The 15114-nt window shown below is 49.8% G+C and carries 11 protein-coding genes; all 11 read right to left on the bottom strand.

Annotated features, from left to right (window positions below; translation table 11 throughout):
* Window positions 1–3: 3 nt before the first annotated feature.
* Window positions 4–1194 (bottom strand): [FeFe] hydrogenase H-cluster maturation GTPase HydF, encoded by a 1191-nt coding sequence (hydF, locus tag AC0MA3_RS10170; protein ID WP_474656076.1) that lies wholly within the window; start codon window positions 1192–1194, stop codon window positions 4–6.
* Window positions 1195–1221: 27 nt separating this feature from the next.
* Entirely contained in the window at window positions 1222–2646 is a 1425-nt protein-coding gene (gene hydG / locus AC0MA3_RS10175; protein WP_474656077.1) for a [FeFe] hydrogenase H-cluster radical SAM maturase HydG, read from the bottom strand.
* Between the two features lie 43 nt (window positions 2647–2689).
* A complete protein-coding gene (locus AC0MA3_RS10180) occupies window positions 2690–4426 on the bottom strand; it encodes an NADH-dependent [FeFe] hydrogenase, group A6 (protein WP_474656078.1) in 1737 nt (578 codons plus the stop codon).
* A gap of 17 nt (window positions 4427–4443) precedes the next feature.
* Entirely contained in the window at window positions 4444–6321 is a 1878-nt protein-coding gene (nuoF, locus tag AC0MA3_RS10185) for an NADH-quinone oxidoreductase subunit NuoF (protein WP_379155106.1), read from the bottom strand.
* A 42-nt stretch (window positions 6322–6363) separates the two neighbouring features.
* On the bottom strand, window positions 6364–6864 hold the full coding sequence (locus AC0MA3_RS10190; RefSeq protein WP_379155103.1) for an NADH-quinone oxidoreductase subunit NuoE family protein: 501 nt from the start codon (window positions 6862–6864) through the stop codon (window positions 6364–6366).
* Window positions 6865–6951: 87 nt separating this feature from the next.
* The gene (locus tag AC0MA3_RS10195) at window positions 6952–9243 is read right to left on the bottom strand and encodes a thiamine pyrophosphate-dependent enzyme (RefSeq protein ID WP_379155101.1); all 2292 of its coding nucleotides are present in this window, start codon (window positions 9241–9243) and stop codon (window positions 6952–6954) included.
* Between the two features lie 27 nt (window positions 9244–9270).
* Complete coding sequence (locus tag AC0MA3_RS10200) at window positions 9271–10260, bottom strand: 2-oxoacid:acceptor oxidoreductase family protein (RefSeq protein WP_379155098.1); 990 nt, start codon at window positions 10258–10260, stop codon at window positions 9271–9273.
* 61 nt (window positions 10261–10321) lie between these two features.
* Window positions 10322–11380, bottom strand: a complete 1059-nt coding sequence (hydE, locus tag AC0MA3_RS10205) for a [FeFe] hydrogenase H-cluster radical SAM maturase HydE (protein ID WP_474656079.1) — start codon at window positions 11378–11380, stop codon at window positions 10322–10324.
* A 504-nt stretch (window positions 11381–11884) separates the two neighbouring features.
* Window positions 11885–12676 carry an MBL fold metallo-hydrolase gene (locus AC0MA3_RS10210; RefSeq protein WP_379155093.1) on the bottom strand — a complete coding sequence of 264 codons (792 nt, stop codon included), beginning with the start codon at window positions 12674–12676 and terminating at the stop codon, window positions 11885–11887.
* 231 nt (window positions 12677–12907) lie between these two features.
* A complete protein-coding gene (locus AC0MA3_RS10215; RefSeq protein WP_379155090.1) occupies window positions 12908–13975 on the bottom strand; it encodes a sulfate ABC transporter substrate-binding protein in 1068 nt (355 codons plus the stop codon).
* 74 nt (window positions 13976–14049) lie between these two features.
* A complete protein-coding gene (locus AC0MA3_RS10220; protein ID WP_379155087.1) occupies window positions 14050–15114 on the bottom strand; it encodes a sulfate/molybdate ABC transporter ATP-binding protein in 1065 nt (354 codons plus the stop codon).

Consider the following 15114-nt stretch of genomic DNA (forward strand, 5'->3'; position numbering starts at 1 on the left):
CGCTCAAGCCTTCACTTGCAGGATTTCCAGCACACGCGGCAGAATTCCATTGAAATAGGCAAAAGCGATGCCATAGTTGGTAATCGGCACGCCTTGCACCCCTGAACTCTGCAGCCGCATCATCAGCTGCTTGCGATTAAAGATACAGCCTCCACAGTGAACGATCAGCTTATACGCGGAGATGTCAGCAGGGAAATCGGGTCCTACACTCGTCGTGATATCCAGAGCGCCGCCAGCAATTTCCTGAAGCTTGGCCTTGACCAGCACACGGTCGATCTCTCCGTTATGCGGGTGATGAATACACGCTTCTGACAGAAGGACCTTATCTCCAGGCTTCAAGGTTGATATCATCCCGGCACCGGCCACAAAGGTATCTAAATCCCCCTTAAACCGCGCCATCAGAATCGCAAAGGTGGTTAATGGTACACTCGCGGGTATAATCTCGTTCACTTTGTCAAATACCTGTGAATCTGTAATTACAAGGTCTGGCAACTTATTCAAGCGCGAGAGCAGCTCTGGCAGTTCTTCTTCGGTGACCGACACAGCCATAGCGTGATGATCAAGCAGATCGCGAAGAATTTGCTGTTGCGAGGCAACCAGCCGGTATTTAGGGGCAGGTATCATCTCAGGCATCACCATAACGACCAGATCCGCCGGGTTCACCAGATCACCCACTATGCTGTTTCGCTCAAACTCGGCAGGAGCAAAATCACTCAAGGCGTGGCGTAGACTTCCAAGATTAGTGTTTCGCTTCACGCTGATCTTCACGATGGGGATATTCAGCCCCGTCTTTAAAGAATCAATATCTACATAATGATCGTCAGTTTTGGCGATAACCCCGATGACAGGAATATTCCGTTTAGCCAGTTCGTGGACCCATTCCTTCTCCAGCTTGTAATCACCAGGCTCATCCGAGAAGATCATGATCCCCAGATCGGTTAAATCCATAACCTCTCTCGTCCTTTGAACCCGGAAGAGGTCCGAATCATCAATTCCGGCTGTATCAACGATAATGGCGGTCCCTATATTTTTTATATCCAAATATTGAAAGACCGGTTCTATGGTCGTTCCCGGCAAATCGCTAACCAGCAAGGTCGATTTCCCTGTGAGCGCGTTGATCAGACTGGATTTACCGGAATTCCTTCTGCCAAAAACAGCTATATGCATTTTGTTCGATTGTGGAGTAAATTGCATAGCGATTCTCTCCTTAAAAATACGATTTTAGAAACGCAAATCCCGTTCGCCATTTTCGATGCGCTGGAGCCGGTTAATCGTTGCTTTTCTCGCGGCTTCCTTCGGAATATCCTCAAGCCCCTTGCGGATGATCTCTTCCCCTAAGGTACGGGTCTCTTCGTCTGCATAATCAAGCAAGTATTCCTTAAAAGTTAACAGAGAGTTCGGCTGGCAGATATTATGAATCTGACCGGATTTAGCAAGTCTCATAAAGCGGTCCCCTGTACGTCCTTCCCGATAGCAAGCTGTGCAGTAGCTGGGAACATATCCATCCTGGCACAGTCCACGGATAATCTCTTCTGGTGAACGATGATCACTGACTTCAAATTGCGGCTTCTCTTTTGGCTCACCTGAGGTTCCCTGCTTGCTCTCCATGTAGCCACCGACTCCCGTACTGGAGCCCGCGCTCACCTGGGAAATCCCAAGCTGGATCACCTCGTCACGGAATGACGGTTCTTCACGGGTGGAGAGGATCATTCCGGCATAGGGAACAGCCAAGCGCAAAATGGCAACAAGCTTCTTGAAATCCTCATCCTTCACCAAATGCGGATAGGTTTCCAAATTCACATTCGCCGCCTCACGCAGTCTGGGAACGGATACGGTGTGAGGGCCGACGCCAAACCTCTCCTCCAAGTGCTCAGCATGCATCAGCATAGCGACTGTATCGTACTTGTGGTCATATAGGCCGTAGAGAACGCCTATACCCACATCGTCAATCCCCCCCATTTGGGCACGGTCCATGGCCGTGGTATGCCAGTCGTAATCTCTCTTGGGTCCTTGGTGATGCATAGCAGCATAAGTGGGTCTATGATACGTCTCCTGGAATAAAATATAGGTCCCGATCTCCGCATCCCTAAGCTTCGTGTAATCCTCGATTGTGGTAGCTGCAATGTTAATATTCACGCGGCGAATGCTGCCATTATCCACCTTCACGGAATAAATCGTCTTGATCGATTCGACGACATAGTCAATATCACAGTTCACTTGATCTTCTCCTGCTTCGACAACAAGCCGTTTGTGACCTAATTCCTGCAGCACGCGGACTTCATCCGCCAATTCATCCATACTGAGCTTCCGCCGCTGAAAATCACTGTTGCTGTGTTTATATCCGCAGTACTCGCAATTATTAACGCAGTAGTTGCTTATATATAATGGAGCGAATAATACAATACGATTGCCGTAAATTTTCTCTTTAATCACCTTCGCAGACCGGTTAATATCACCCAGCACCTCTGTATCTGTAACTTCAAGAAGTACAGCTGCCTCCCGGTGGGTAAGTCCCTTGCACGCTCTTGCTTTCTCTAAAATAGCCTGGACATAGGCCTCATCGCCTGCCCTCACTTTAGCTTCTTCCAGACTGAGCAGGATTTCCTCGTCATTGATAAAATCAGCTGATTCCCAATCTTGCCGCAACTTTGTCAACCTCCTCAAAGTTTTGTACTACGGAAGCATAGGCTTAGAACTTGGAGCGCGCCACGTAATGCGTATGCAGCAGTTCGTGCGCAAGGTGACTACTAGGCTCCCCTAAGAACTCTTCATAAAGAGCTTTTATATAAGGATTGTTATGCGATTTACGAACCGTTTGGGCCTCATCTTCCGTGTAGATGGCTTTCGCTCGTTCAGCCTTAATATCAATCCGCTCAGAGGTTTTCGCATCCACGATGGGCTGACCCCCGCCCGTAATACAGCCGCCGGGGCAGGCCATTACTTCTATGAACTCATAGCTTTTTTCACCACGTTCCATCGCTTCCATCAGCTCACGCGCATGGCCGAGACCATGAACAACAGCCGTACGAATCTTCTGGCCATTAGGCAGCTCGATGACATTTTCTCTGATTCCATCCATTCCCCGGACAGCAGTGTATTCGATAGTCTCCAGTTCCTTACCTGAGGTGATTTCGAATACAGTTCGAAGCGCAGCTTCTGCAACACCACCGGTTGCACCGAAGATAACGCCAGCACCAGAGCCCTCACCAATCGGATTATCAAATGCTTCATCCTTCAGGTTAACAAAGTCGATACCCGCTTCTTTGATCATTGCTGCAAGCTCGCGGGTTGTCAGTACCCGATCGACATCCTGCAGCCCTTCCCTCGACAGCTCTTCCCGGGCACCCTCAAACTTCTTAGCGGTACAAGGCATAATCGAGACGACGACAATATTCTTCGGATCGATCCCCATTTTCTGAGCGAAAAAGGATTTAACGATGGCCCCTTCCATTTCATGCGGTGATTTGCAGGTGGATAGGTTATCGAGCCTGTCAGGGAAGTTATGCTCCATAAATTTCACCCAGCCGGGGCAGCAGGAGGTCATAAGCGGCAGGTTCTGCCCGCTGTTGAGACGGGAGATGAGTTCCGTACCTTCTTCCATAATCGTAAGGTCAGCAGCAAAGTTCGAGTCGAATACTTTATCAAATCCAAGCTTCCGAAGTGCTGCCACCATTTTACCGGTTACGCGAGTCCCCACAGGCATCCCGAATTCTTCTCCAAGTGCAACTCGTACGGCAGGTGCTGTCTGCACAACAACATATTTACCTGGTTCTGCAAGATCATTCCACACCTCATTAATGCTCTCATGCTCACTAAGAGCGCCTACGGGGCAAGCCATAATGCACTGGCCACAGTTGACACAGGTTGATTCCGCAAGTGAACGACCGAACGCAGTCGAGATCACCGTATCAAAACCGCGTCTCGCGAAGCCGATAGCCCCTACAGTCTGCATAGTTCCACAAGCCCCGACACAGCGGCCGCAAAGGATACATTTAGATGCGTCACGAACAATTGCCGGGGAAGTGTAGTCTTTCTCTTGGCTGGACTTTTCACCCATGTAAGTCACTTGGCGGATATTAAGATCGCTCGATACGGATTGCAGCTCACACCCCCCGCTACGGGAGCAACTGAGACATTCCTGGTCATGATCGGACAGTAACAGTTCTATGGAAGCTTTACGGGCATCCCGGATTTTCTTGGTGTTCGTCCGAATGTTCATGCCTTCCTCCGCCATCAGCGTACAAGAAGCAATAAGCCTTGGACCCACTTCAACCACGCACACACGGCAGCTGGAAGAGTGGTTAATTCCTTTCAAATAACACAGGGAAGGGATATGAATGCCCTGATCACGGGCCGCTTCAAGAACAGTTGTCCCTTTGGAAACTTCTGCTTCGATGCCATCAATCATAATTTTTATGGTATTCAACTTGGTCACTCCCATCGTCAGACTATCGCTACGGCATTGAACTTACATACATCGAAGCAGACACCGCACTTGATACAGGCTACCGTGTCGATGACAAACGGTTCCTTCATTTCACCGGAAATCGCATCATTGGGACACTTTTTGGCACAAAGGCTGCAGCCCCGGCACAGATCAGGATCGATCTGATAAGATATCAGCGATTTGCAGACGCCGGACGGACATTTTCTATCGACAATATGTGAGATATATTCTTCGCGGAAATACTTGATCGTAGACAATACCGGATTCGGTGCGGTCTGGCCCAGGGCACACAGGGAAGCGTTCTTGATCTGAACCGAAAGATTCTCAAGCTTCTCGAGATCCTCCATGCTTCCTTTACCTTCGGTGATCTTATCCAGCAGCTCCAACAGACGTTTGGTGCCTATGCGGCAAGGCGTACATTTCCCGCAGGACTCATCGCGTGTGAAGTCCAGATAGAAGCGGGCAACGTCGACCATACAGGTATCTTCGTCCATGATGATCATGCCGCCTGAGCCCATCATCGAACCGAGACTGGTCAGTGTATCAAAATCTATGGTGCAGTCCAGGTGCTCTTCTGTCAGACAGCCACCAGAAGGCCCGCCGGTCTGTACAGCCTTGAATTTTTTCCCATCTGGAATACCGCCGCCAATTTCAAAGATAACCTCCCGCAGAGTTATGCCCATTGGAACTTCAACCAGGCCAGTGTTGACGACTTTTCCGCCTAGAGCAAATACTTTAGTGCCTTTCGACTTCTCGGTTCCGATACTTGCATACCACTGCGCACCTTTAAGAATAATCTGGGCGACGTTAGCCAGTGTTTCAACATTATTGATAATCGTCGGCTGGCCCCACAGGCCTTCTACAGCCGGGAATGGCGGTTTGGGCGTTGGCATTCCCCGGTGGCCTTCAATGGAGTGAATCAAAGCCGTTTCTTCCCCGCAGACAAAAGCTCCGGCACCCAGCCGTACATCAATGTTAAAAGTAAAGCCGGTTCCAAGTATGTTATCACCGAGCAACTCATACTCACGGGCTTGTTCAAGCGCTTTCATAAAACGCTTAACAGCGATTGGATATTCTGCACGAACATAGATGAAGCCTTGGTTCGAACCAATGGCATAACCGGCAATCGCCATCGCCTCTATGACCGAGTGAGGATTGCCTTCGAGGATCGAGCGGTCCATAAATGCCCCTGGGTCTCCTTCGTCTGCATTACAAATGACATACTTCTGTTCCTTATCCTGCTTCGCTGCAAATTCCCACTTCAGACCCGTGTTGAATCCGCCGCCTCCGCGTCCCCGAAGACCGGATTGCTTCATCGTATCAATAACCTCTTGGCAGCTCATGGTCTTCAGCACTTGGTCAAGGGCTTTATAGCCATCACTGCCGATATACTCATCAATATTCTCGGGGTCAATAACTCCGCAGTTGTGCAGAGCGATCCGCACTTGTTTTTTGTAGAATTCCGTTTCCTCAAAGTTCAGGATTTCGCCGTCCTGCTTGGTCTTCTCGTAGATTTTCTTATCATACGGTTTGCCATGGAGCAGATGCTCTTCAACCAGCTTCGGAATATCCTTAACCTCTACGCGGCTGTAAAAAATCCCTTCCGGGTATACGATGACGACCGGACCCAGCTCGCAGAGGCCGAAGCATCCTGTACGCACGACTTCCACCTGTTCCTGAATGCCATGACTTTCTATTACTTGGTTTAATTCGGCGATGATCATATTGGAATCCGACGATGTACACCCCGTGCCCCCGCACACCATCACGGATCTGAACTTGATGGAATCAGCGGATTCTCCGGTGATTTTCCGGTTATTGAGACGGCCCTGCGTGAGCGTTCTGATGGCATCAAGATCCGTTAAAAGCTTCATACCCATACCTCCTGTATCAATTGCGCTAGAGGCGCAAGATGATCATTTGTATTCGTTCAGAATTTTCGGAATGTTATTGGAAACCAGACGTCCATGTACTTTCTCACCAATGGTCATGACCGGCGCAAGGCCGCATGCCCCAAGGCAGCGGGTCGCTTCAAGAGTGAACTTGTTGTCCGCTGTAGTTCCTTGTACAGGTACTTTAAGTTCCGTGCTCAGACGGTCAAGCACAGCTTGTGCGCCCTTGATATAGCAGGCTGTGCCGAGGCACACATGGATCACATTCTCCCCCTTTGGGGTTAGCGAAAAGAAATGATAAAACGAGGCCACACCATAGATTTCACTCATAGGTAAGTTCAGCTCCGTGGATACGATCTGGAGCACATGCTCCGGCAGGTAGCCGTAGATATCCTGAATTTCATGGAGCACAGGGATCAAGGCTCCTTTGATTGCTTTGAACTGCACGATAGCAGACTGTACCTTCATAAGCTTCTCGTCAGCTTCAGCTACGTTTACACTGCAACTATTTTGTTGATGTTCCATTAAGAACGCTCCCTCTGTATTAGAGTGGTATTCATTTGCGGGGAAGAGGCCGAAGCCCTTGAACTATCGGCCTCCGTAGTACCAGCCCTAGAGCAGCGAACTCTCGTGTCTGAGCTTCAAGCGGCTCCAGCGGCGCTCAATCTCGGCTTCGAAGTTTTGCAGCAGCTCCTCATCCTTCAGCAGATGTTTGGTCTTGCCCATTCCCTTCAGCCATTCCACTACCGGGATACGCTTGCCTTTCAATTCCGGATTGTATGTGATATTGGTGAGGCCTTGCTCAATTTCATATAGCGGGAAGAAGCAGGAATCTACAGCCGCCTTCACCAGGTCATAGCCGCTATGGTCAGAGGTTTTCCAGTTCAGCGGGCAGGCGCAGAGAATTTTGCCGTAGGCCGTACCTACGTTATTGGCGTACCACTGTGCTTTAGCTGCTTTTTGCAGCAAATCCTGAGGATTGGATTCAGCACCAGTGAACACATAAGGGATGTTGCAAGCCGCCAGAATTTGAGCCGTATCCTTGTGATGCCCCTTCTTGCCTTTTTGGGTTTTACCGACACCGGAGGTGCTGGTCATATGTCCCATTGGCGTGGAATAGGACAACTGGGAACCGGTGTTCATATAACCCTCATTATCGTACTCAAGAATGATCATCTTATGGTTGCGAAGTGCCGCACCAACGGTTGCACCCATCCCGATATCCATACCCCCGTCACCGGATACCATCACGAAGGTAACATCGTCACTAACCTGAACTTCGCCGCGCCGCTTCAATTCATAGAAGGCATCAACCATACCGGCTAAGGTAGCTGCACCATTCTGGAACAGATTGTGGACAAAGGTTTGTTTATGAGAAGAGTACGGATAACTTGCTGTTACAACATACGCGCATCCCGTTTGGAACAAGACAACCATATCACCTTCAATTCCCTTGAAAAACAGCTCCAGGGCGGAGAGCGCACCACATCCCGGACATGCGCCATGTCCAGAAGCCAGACGATGCGGCTTCACAGTCAATTGACTGAGTGGCGGAAGCTTAACTTTCAACAAACCGGTATCTTCGTTTTGGGTGACCGTGATCAGGCCGGTTTTAAAGGCATCCCCATGCATCGGTTCGATTACCGGAACAAGAGCATCCTTTTCTTCACCAGGGTAGTATCCATGATAGTCAAAAGGTTTCTCCGCATAGCCTTTTTCTGCCGCCTCTATCGCCAATTTAAAGAATGCTTCTGCATCGTCAGCATAGAAGTCTTTACCGCCCAGACCAAAGATACGGGAGAGGATGATTGTCTTGTTCTCAGGATCTACTTGCAGGGCGGAACGAATTTCGTGAGTCAGGTTGCCGCCCTGGGCACCATAAGAATCCGCGCGCTCACCTACAAGCAGTGCCTTGACGTTCTTCAGTGCTTTGCGCAGCTGTTCGGTAGGGAACGGACGGATGATATTGGGACGAACTAACCCTGCTTTGATGCCTTTGGCGCGCAGAGCGTCAACGGTATCCTTGGCTGACTCACCTGCCGAGTTGAGCAGAAACACAGCTACTTCAGCATCATCCATACGATACAGGTCGAGAACCGGATATTCGCGCCCTGACAAGAGTGCATATTCCCGGGCGACTTCCTCGTAAACCTCGCCCGCTTTTTCAAGCGCTACTGATAGCTGATAGTGGTTATTCAGCAGGTCATCTCCACCCATATGTGCACCAATGGTTACCGGATGGGAAGGATCGGAGACGTTCGGATAATTGTGATTCGGATTCGGGCCTACAAAATTCTGTACGACTTCGTTCTCTTTGAAATATTGGACTTTGCGTTTTTGGTGGGATGTGAAGAAGCCGTCATAAGCAACGATAACAGGTAGACGCACTTCAGAATGCTCAGCAATTCTGAGTGCCATGATGTTCATGTCATATACTGCTTGCGGTGTACTGGCAGTTAGGATGACCCAGCCTACATTAAGACCATAATACAAGTCAGAGTGATCCCCACGAATATCAAGCGGTCCACTGATTGCACGGGTTACGAGGTTAAGGACCATTGGGAAGCGTGTCCCGGATTGGGTGGGGAGCTGCTCTAGCATATACAGAAATCCCTGAGAACTGGTGGCGTTGATGACCCGTGCACCCGCCATAGCCGCACCATAGCATATCCCCGCAGAACCATGCTCACCATCTGCTGCAATCAGCTCTATATCGTGTAACCCGCGGGCTTTCATCTGATCCAGGTACTGAGCTACTTCCGTGGAGGGCGTAATCGGAAAATATCCCATGATATGATAATTGATTTGAGCTGCTGCTGTAGCAGCCATTTCATTTCCGGATTCGAAGTGTGTGACTTGCTCAGCAAGTTTAACCTCATTCAATTGATTTTCAACTACAGCCATTTTGTTGTATCCTCCCTTTCGATTGATTTACAACACTTGAGGAACGCGATTTTGTTCGGCAAACCCAACTTCCTCACGAAGACTGGTGAGAGCCTCTGTTGGGCATACATCAATGCATTTCAGGCAGCCCTTACAGTATTGATAATCTATTCCCAGCAGCTGCTGCTGTTGGCGTCCACGTTTATCTTCAGTGGTCTCCCACACAAAACAAAAATCAGGGCAAACATTGTCGCAAGCTGCACAGCTAACACACAAATCTGAATCAAGTACCGGCAGCATACCAGACCGCGAACCGCTCAAATCCTTTAGAGTGCTGTTGCCTTGAGCTGTAATAACGCCGCCGGGCAGCTGTGTAAGATAGCCAAGTGCGGATTTGGCACGTATGAAAGGTTTTGCTTCGGTACCTTCTGGTACTTCATAGGTCTTAAATTTCACTTCATTGTAGCCGCGATCGAAAGTACGGATATTCGGCTCTACCAAGTGCGGGTATTTGTTCTCAAAGGTTCTACGGATTACCTTACGCATCGCTTCCGGATCGAGGAAGTCGCAGATACGGAACATAGCGCCAAGCATGGAGGTATTTACCTTGGTTTTCTCTTCAACGGCTATCCCCATGGCATCCACTAATGCAATCGTGCCGTATTCAAGCTTCAGACTAGCGCGAACCTCATCGAAGTCACGTGAGGTGTTAACCAGTACAACTCCATCTGGCTGCATGCCGCTTACCACATTTACTGTCTTGTACAGGGCTTCATGAAAAACCGCAACCAGATGGGGCTCCTCAATTGGACTGTGGTCCCTGATCTCAACCTCTGGATCGCAGAAGCGAACGAAGGTTTTAATGGGGGTGCCTTTTTTCTCGGAGCCGTAAGACGAGAAGTTGGCTGCATTGAAGCCAAGTTCAATAGCGCCTGTCTCAGCAAGCATTTTCCCCGCAAGGTTGGCACCAAGTCCGCCGATGGATTCAAGACGGATTTCGTAAAAACCTAGCGCATTCTTTTTTGGCAAAGTTGACATTAGATCTCCTCCTTATAACGTGAAAATATTCACTTACTTTATTAAAATGATGTTCACAGCATTAGCTTTTATCTGGTGTGCGAATGAAGCTGCAGTGATCCCCTCTACTGAGTTCAATCTTAAATCCAGCGGCTGCGATTCTCATTTCAATACAGTTCCTACAATGTGAAGCTTCGTCGCCCATGCAAATCTTGTTCTCATACAAGGCATATTTCTCGCGAACATTGAGCGGGGAAAGAACAGGCATAACAACATTGCTTCCTGCCAAAAGCGCCTTCTCCCTGCCTTCTCTATCCAGAGTCCCCATTGCCGTGGTAGCAGGCATCAGAGCATCTGGAACGAGTAATCTTGCCATGGCAATCATCACGAGCGTGTCCTCTACAGTTCCACCTTGAGCATCTTTAAGCGGTGTTGCGCTATGAGGGATGAATGGACCTATGCCGATCATTTCTGGATGGAGTTCTTTCAGAAATAGCAGATCCTCTGCAAGATGCTCGTAGGTCTGACCCGGAAGTCCAACCATAAAACCGGCTCCAACCTGGTAGCCAATATCCTTCAGAGTCCGCAAGCAGTTCAGACGGTTATCATACGACATCCCTGGATGCAAAGATTGGTAAAGCGAACGTGAGGCTGTCTCATGCCTTAGCAAGTATCGGTCAGTTCCTGCATCAAAAAGCGCTCGGTAAAAAGCTTCGCTTCGTTCTCCAATGGACAAGGTGATTGCCACATCAGGATAATGAACCTTTATGTTCGTGACTAAGCGGACCATCCGTTCTTCCGTGAAGTAAAAATCCTCTCCACTCTGCAAGACAAACGAACGATATCCAAGACGATATCCCTCAGCCGTACACTCCAGAATTTCTTCCTCAGTCAGCCGGTAACGATTGGCCCTGGAATTGGACCTGCGCAGGCCACAATATAGGCAATCCTGCTTACAGAAGTTTGAAAATTCTATCAAGCCTCTCATGTAAACGCTTTCATGATAGTGCTTCTTTCTAGTTTGTGCTGCTAGAATGTACAAGCGATCTTTGAGGTCAGGAGTTAGATTCTCAAGGAAATACACAATCTCTTCCTTAGTCAGCTCATTCTGCTCAACTAATTTGCCGAGCAATACCTCCATTGGGGCGTATTCCTCCATTCCGTATGCTGGCTTTGGTGAACTACTTTTCTCTCAATCTTTGTCAAGTGAACAAGTTGGAATTAACAATGAATTACTATAGATTATGCTTAGTATGAGGGTTACATGTCGGTGTGATCTGCAAATTTTTGCTTTTTACGTATTTCTAAAAAAGCTCATCCATTAGGAACTGCAAAACCAACAGCGTATGTTTGTACTAGAGGGGGTTGATGAGGAATAAATTGAAATTTAATCTGTCTTTATTATATTTTGTAAATACTGACTCTGTATGTGAGAACTATCATTCGCACAAAATAATTTACTAAAAATATCCTGGAATGGAAAGGCGCTATTTCGCCGTTTATTCCATTATGATAGTTTGATATGAAACGGTTAAAAGGAAGAGGAAAAATGATGAAAGATAAAGCTTCCAATTGGATCATGCGAAGGTAAAAGCCCCCACTTGCCCAGCATTTATTGCGAACAGGCGGGGGCTTCCTTTTGGAATTAAGAACCAGAACCTTCGCCGTGGCCCAGTTGCAGCTTCAGCCCTGTTACCGCGAGGGTCACATTTCCAGGGAGAATGTAGTCTTTTCGGAAATCTACATCATGCGACATATGAGTATACACAGCACGAATGGGCTGTACGATGTCCAGCAGTTCTGCGGCTTCGGTCATGTCATAGACTGAACGGGTGGACAGCTCGGCAGATTCATAATAAAAGCTTGTTCCCAGTACCAGAAGGTCCGCCCCGTGCATGTGCTCCGTTTCTTCCTCCGAGAGGGAGATGGAGTCGGGGCAATAGATCCAGGTGTAACCGTCCTTCTCCAGTCTGTAGGCATAGGAATAACCGTTCTTCCCATGGTTGACCCGCCAGGTGCGGATCTGCCAGCCGTCCAGCACAAGACCATCATCGCACGGAATCATATCGATGTGGCCGCCAAGCCACGGATACTGACGCTGAATTACCGGTATTACTTCCGCTGGCGCGTAGAGTTCCCCTCTGTAACCCATCCAGCGGCAGCTGTCTGCCCATTCCGGCAGTCCTCCGATATGGTCAAAATGCGCATGCGTCACCAGCAGCCTGCGCATGCTGCGCTGCCCCTGCAGCTCCATCTGGCGCCGCCAGTCCGGGCCGCAGTCTATCACCCAGAAATCACTGCCGTTATCTATAAGCACCGAGGAGCGCAGCCGGATATTCTCCCCGCTGCTTCTCGCCTCCATGCAGGTCTCACAGCTGCAATATACCCGGGGTACGCCCATGGCGTCCCCGGTCCCCATAAATACCAATGTGTCCACAAGCCAGCCCTCCTTAGATTTCGCATCACACACTCACGAGTGTTCAGAAATACCTTTTTATTATAGAACAGCTCAGCCACCTATTGCATCCTGCAGGAAAAAGGAGAGCGGCCCGGCAGAAGAACAAAAAAAGAGCGGCCTGTCTACAGGCCCGCCTGCAGATGAAACCACTCTTTTTCATGTACAATTCCCTTGTTCTCTTCCTTACTCATCACATACGAAGTCCAGTTCCTAGATTCCAGCCAGCACCTGATACCAGATGCCCCGCTTTGAATACAGGGTCGTGCGGACCTCATCCCAGCCGCCGAGATATGAAATATCGAACAGACCCGCAGGAACCGGATAACGGCTCTCATTCTCTGCATAGACCTGCTTGTCAACGGGCCGGAACCCGTATTTGGCAAAGACCTCCTGCGCTTCCGGTGTTGTCAGATAATCCACCAATGCGCCTGCAGCCTCACTGGTGCCATGCTCTTTAGCATATTTATCGACGACCGCAGCCGGATTTTCAATCAGGATCGTATTCTTGGGAATCACCACTTCATAGTGCACACCTTGCGCAATCCGGGCCAGCAGCTCATTCTCGTAAGTGACGATTACATCACCCACCCCGTATTCAAAAGCCGCCATGGATGCCCGTCCGCTTTTATCCAGAGACTCGACGTTAGCGTGTATGCTCTCCAAAAACGCTTTGGCGGCAGCAGGGTCCTTCGTCCCTTCCTGCTCCTCAGACAGCTTCAGGCCCGCCCCGTAGATGGCGTTAATATCCCACTGTGCCCCGCCGGAGGTCTTCGGATTGGGATAGAGCACCTTCACTCCCGGCTTCGCCAGGTCAGCAAAATCATAAATGCCCTTCGGGTTGCCCTCCCGGGTACCCAGCGCCACCACTGATCGGGTCACCATACCATCCATCCCATGGTCCTTCCAGCCAGATTCAACAAGTCCCGCCTTGACCAGCTTCTCCACATCGCCTTCCATCGCCAGCAGCGTCACATCGGCTTCAAATCCGCCCACAATGGCGCGTGCCTGGGTTCCCGAAGCCTCATACGACTGCTGAAAGGTGAGGGTCTGGCCCGTCTTGGCCTTCCACTCGGCTGCGAACAGGGGCAGAATCTCACCCAGAGCATCCTTCGCCACACTATAGGCTCCTACCACCAGCGTAAGATCACCTTGCTGCGGACTCTCAGCCGCCGTGCTTTCCTTCCCGTTCCCGCAACCGGCCAGGGCCAGCGCTAGCATCGCCAGCATTAAGGCAGCCAGCCAGCCGTGCAGTTGTATGCTCCTATTGAAAAGCCTCATCCCGGCGACACATCCTTTGCAAGATAGCCCCCACATAGAGGGGATCTGATTTCGAAGCTTACCCAAGTACTTATTTAGATAAAGACAGGCATTGGATCTTCCTTTAATCCATTTTCTTGAATCCAGCTTCGTTCGTCATTGAACAAGTAGGCGCGGTGGACAAGCACAGCAATTTCCTGGCCTGGTGTAAGGGTTTCTTTCTCCAGAGAGCGGTAGGTCACCAGCTTGTGGCCGTTCACTTCCACTTCAACCAGCCATTCACTGCCGCGGAAATGCAGATGCTTCACGATACCCTGCTCCGTGGCGGAGGCCATTTTGAATTCATTAAGATTGCCTACTTCAATGTATTCCGGACGAATCAGTGCCTTTGTAGGCTTGCCGCCGCCAGCGTTCTTGAAGCCCTTCAACTCGGATGTGCTCTCGATCAGCGTCGATTCTCCGATAAAGGTGGCCACAAACGGCGTTTTCGGCTCTTTATAGATATCCCAGGGTGTACCCTTTTGCTCTAACCGTCCCTGATTAATAATCATAATCTCATCAGCTACTTCAATCGCTTCATCCTGGTCATGGGTTACGAAAATAGAAGTGATACCCACGCGCTCAATCAACTCGCGGAGCCATGAACGCAGCTCCTGCCGGATCTTGGCATCGATCGCAGCGAACGGCTCATCCAGCAGCAATAGCTGCGGCTCAGGTGCAAGCGCCCGGGCAAAAGCGACCCGCTGGCGCTGCCCGCCAGAGAGCTGATGTGGATAGCGCTTCTCAAAGCCTTTCAGTCCCGTAAGCTCCACAAGCTCCGCCACACGGTTCTGGATCGTATTTTTGTTCACCTTTTTCACCTTAAGGCCAAAAGCGATATTCTCGTACACGGTCATATGCTTGAACAGCGCATAGTTCTGGAACACAAAGCCGATCTCGCGCTCCTGGGGCGGAAGATTATTGACAGTCTTGCCGTGAAAAATAATCTCGCCGCTGTCCGGTGTCTCAAGGCCCGCCAGCATGCGCAGGATCGAGGTTTTGCCGCCGCCGCTTGGACCGAGTAGGCCAATGAGATGGCCTTTGGTAATTCCGAAGTTGACATCCTTCACCGCATGAAAATCTCCAAAATGCTTATCGAGTCCCCGGACTTCTACATGCAT

The sequence above is a fragment of the Paenibacillus sp. LS-5 genome, assembly GCF_056121505.1.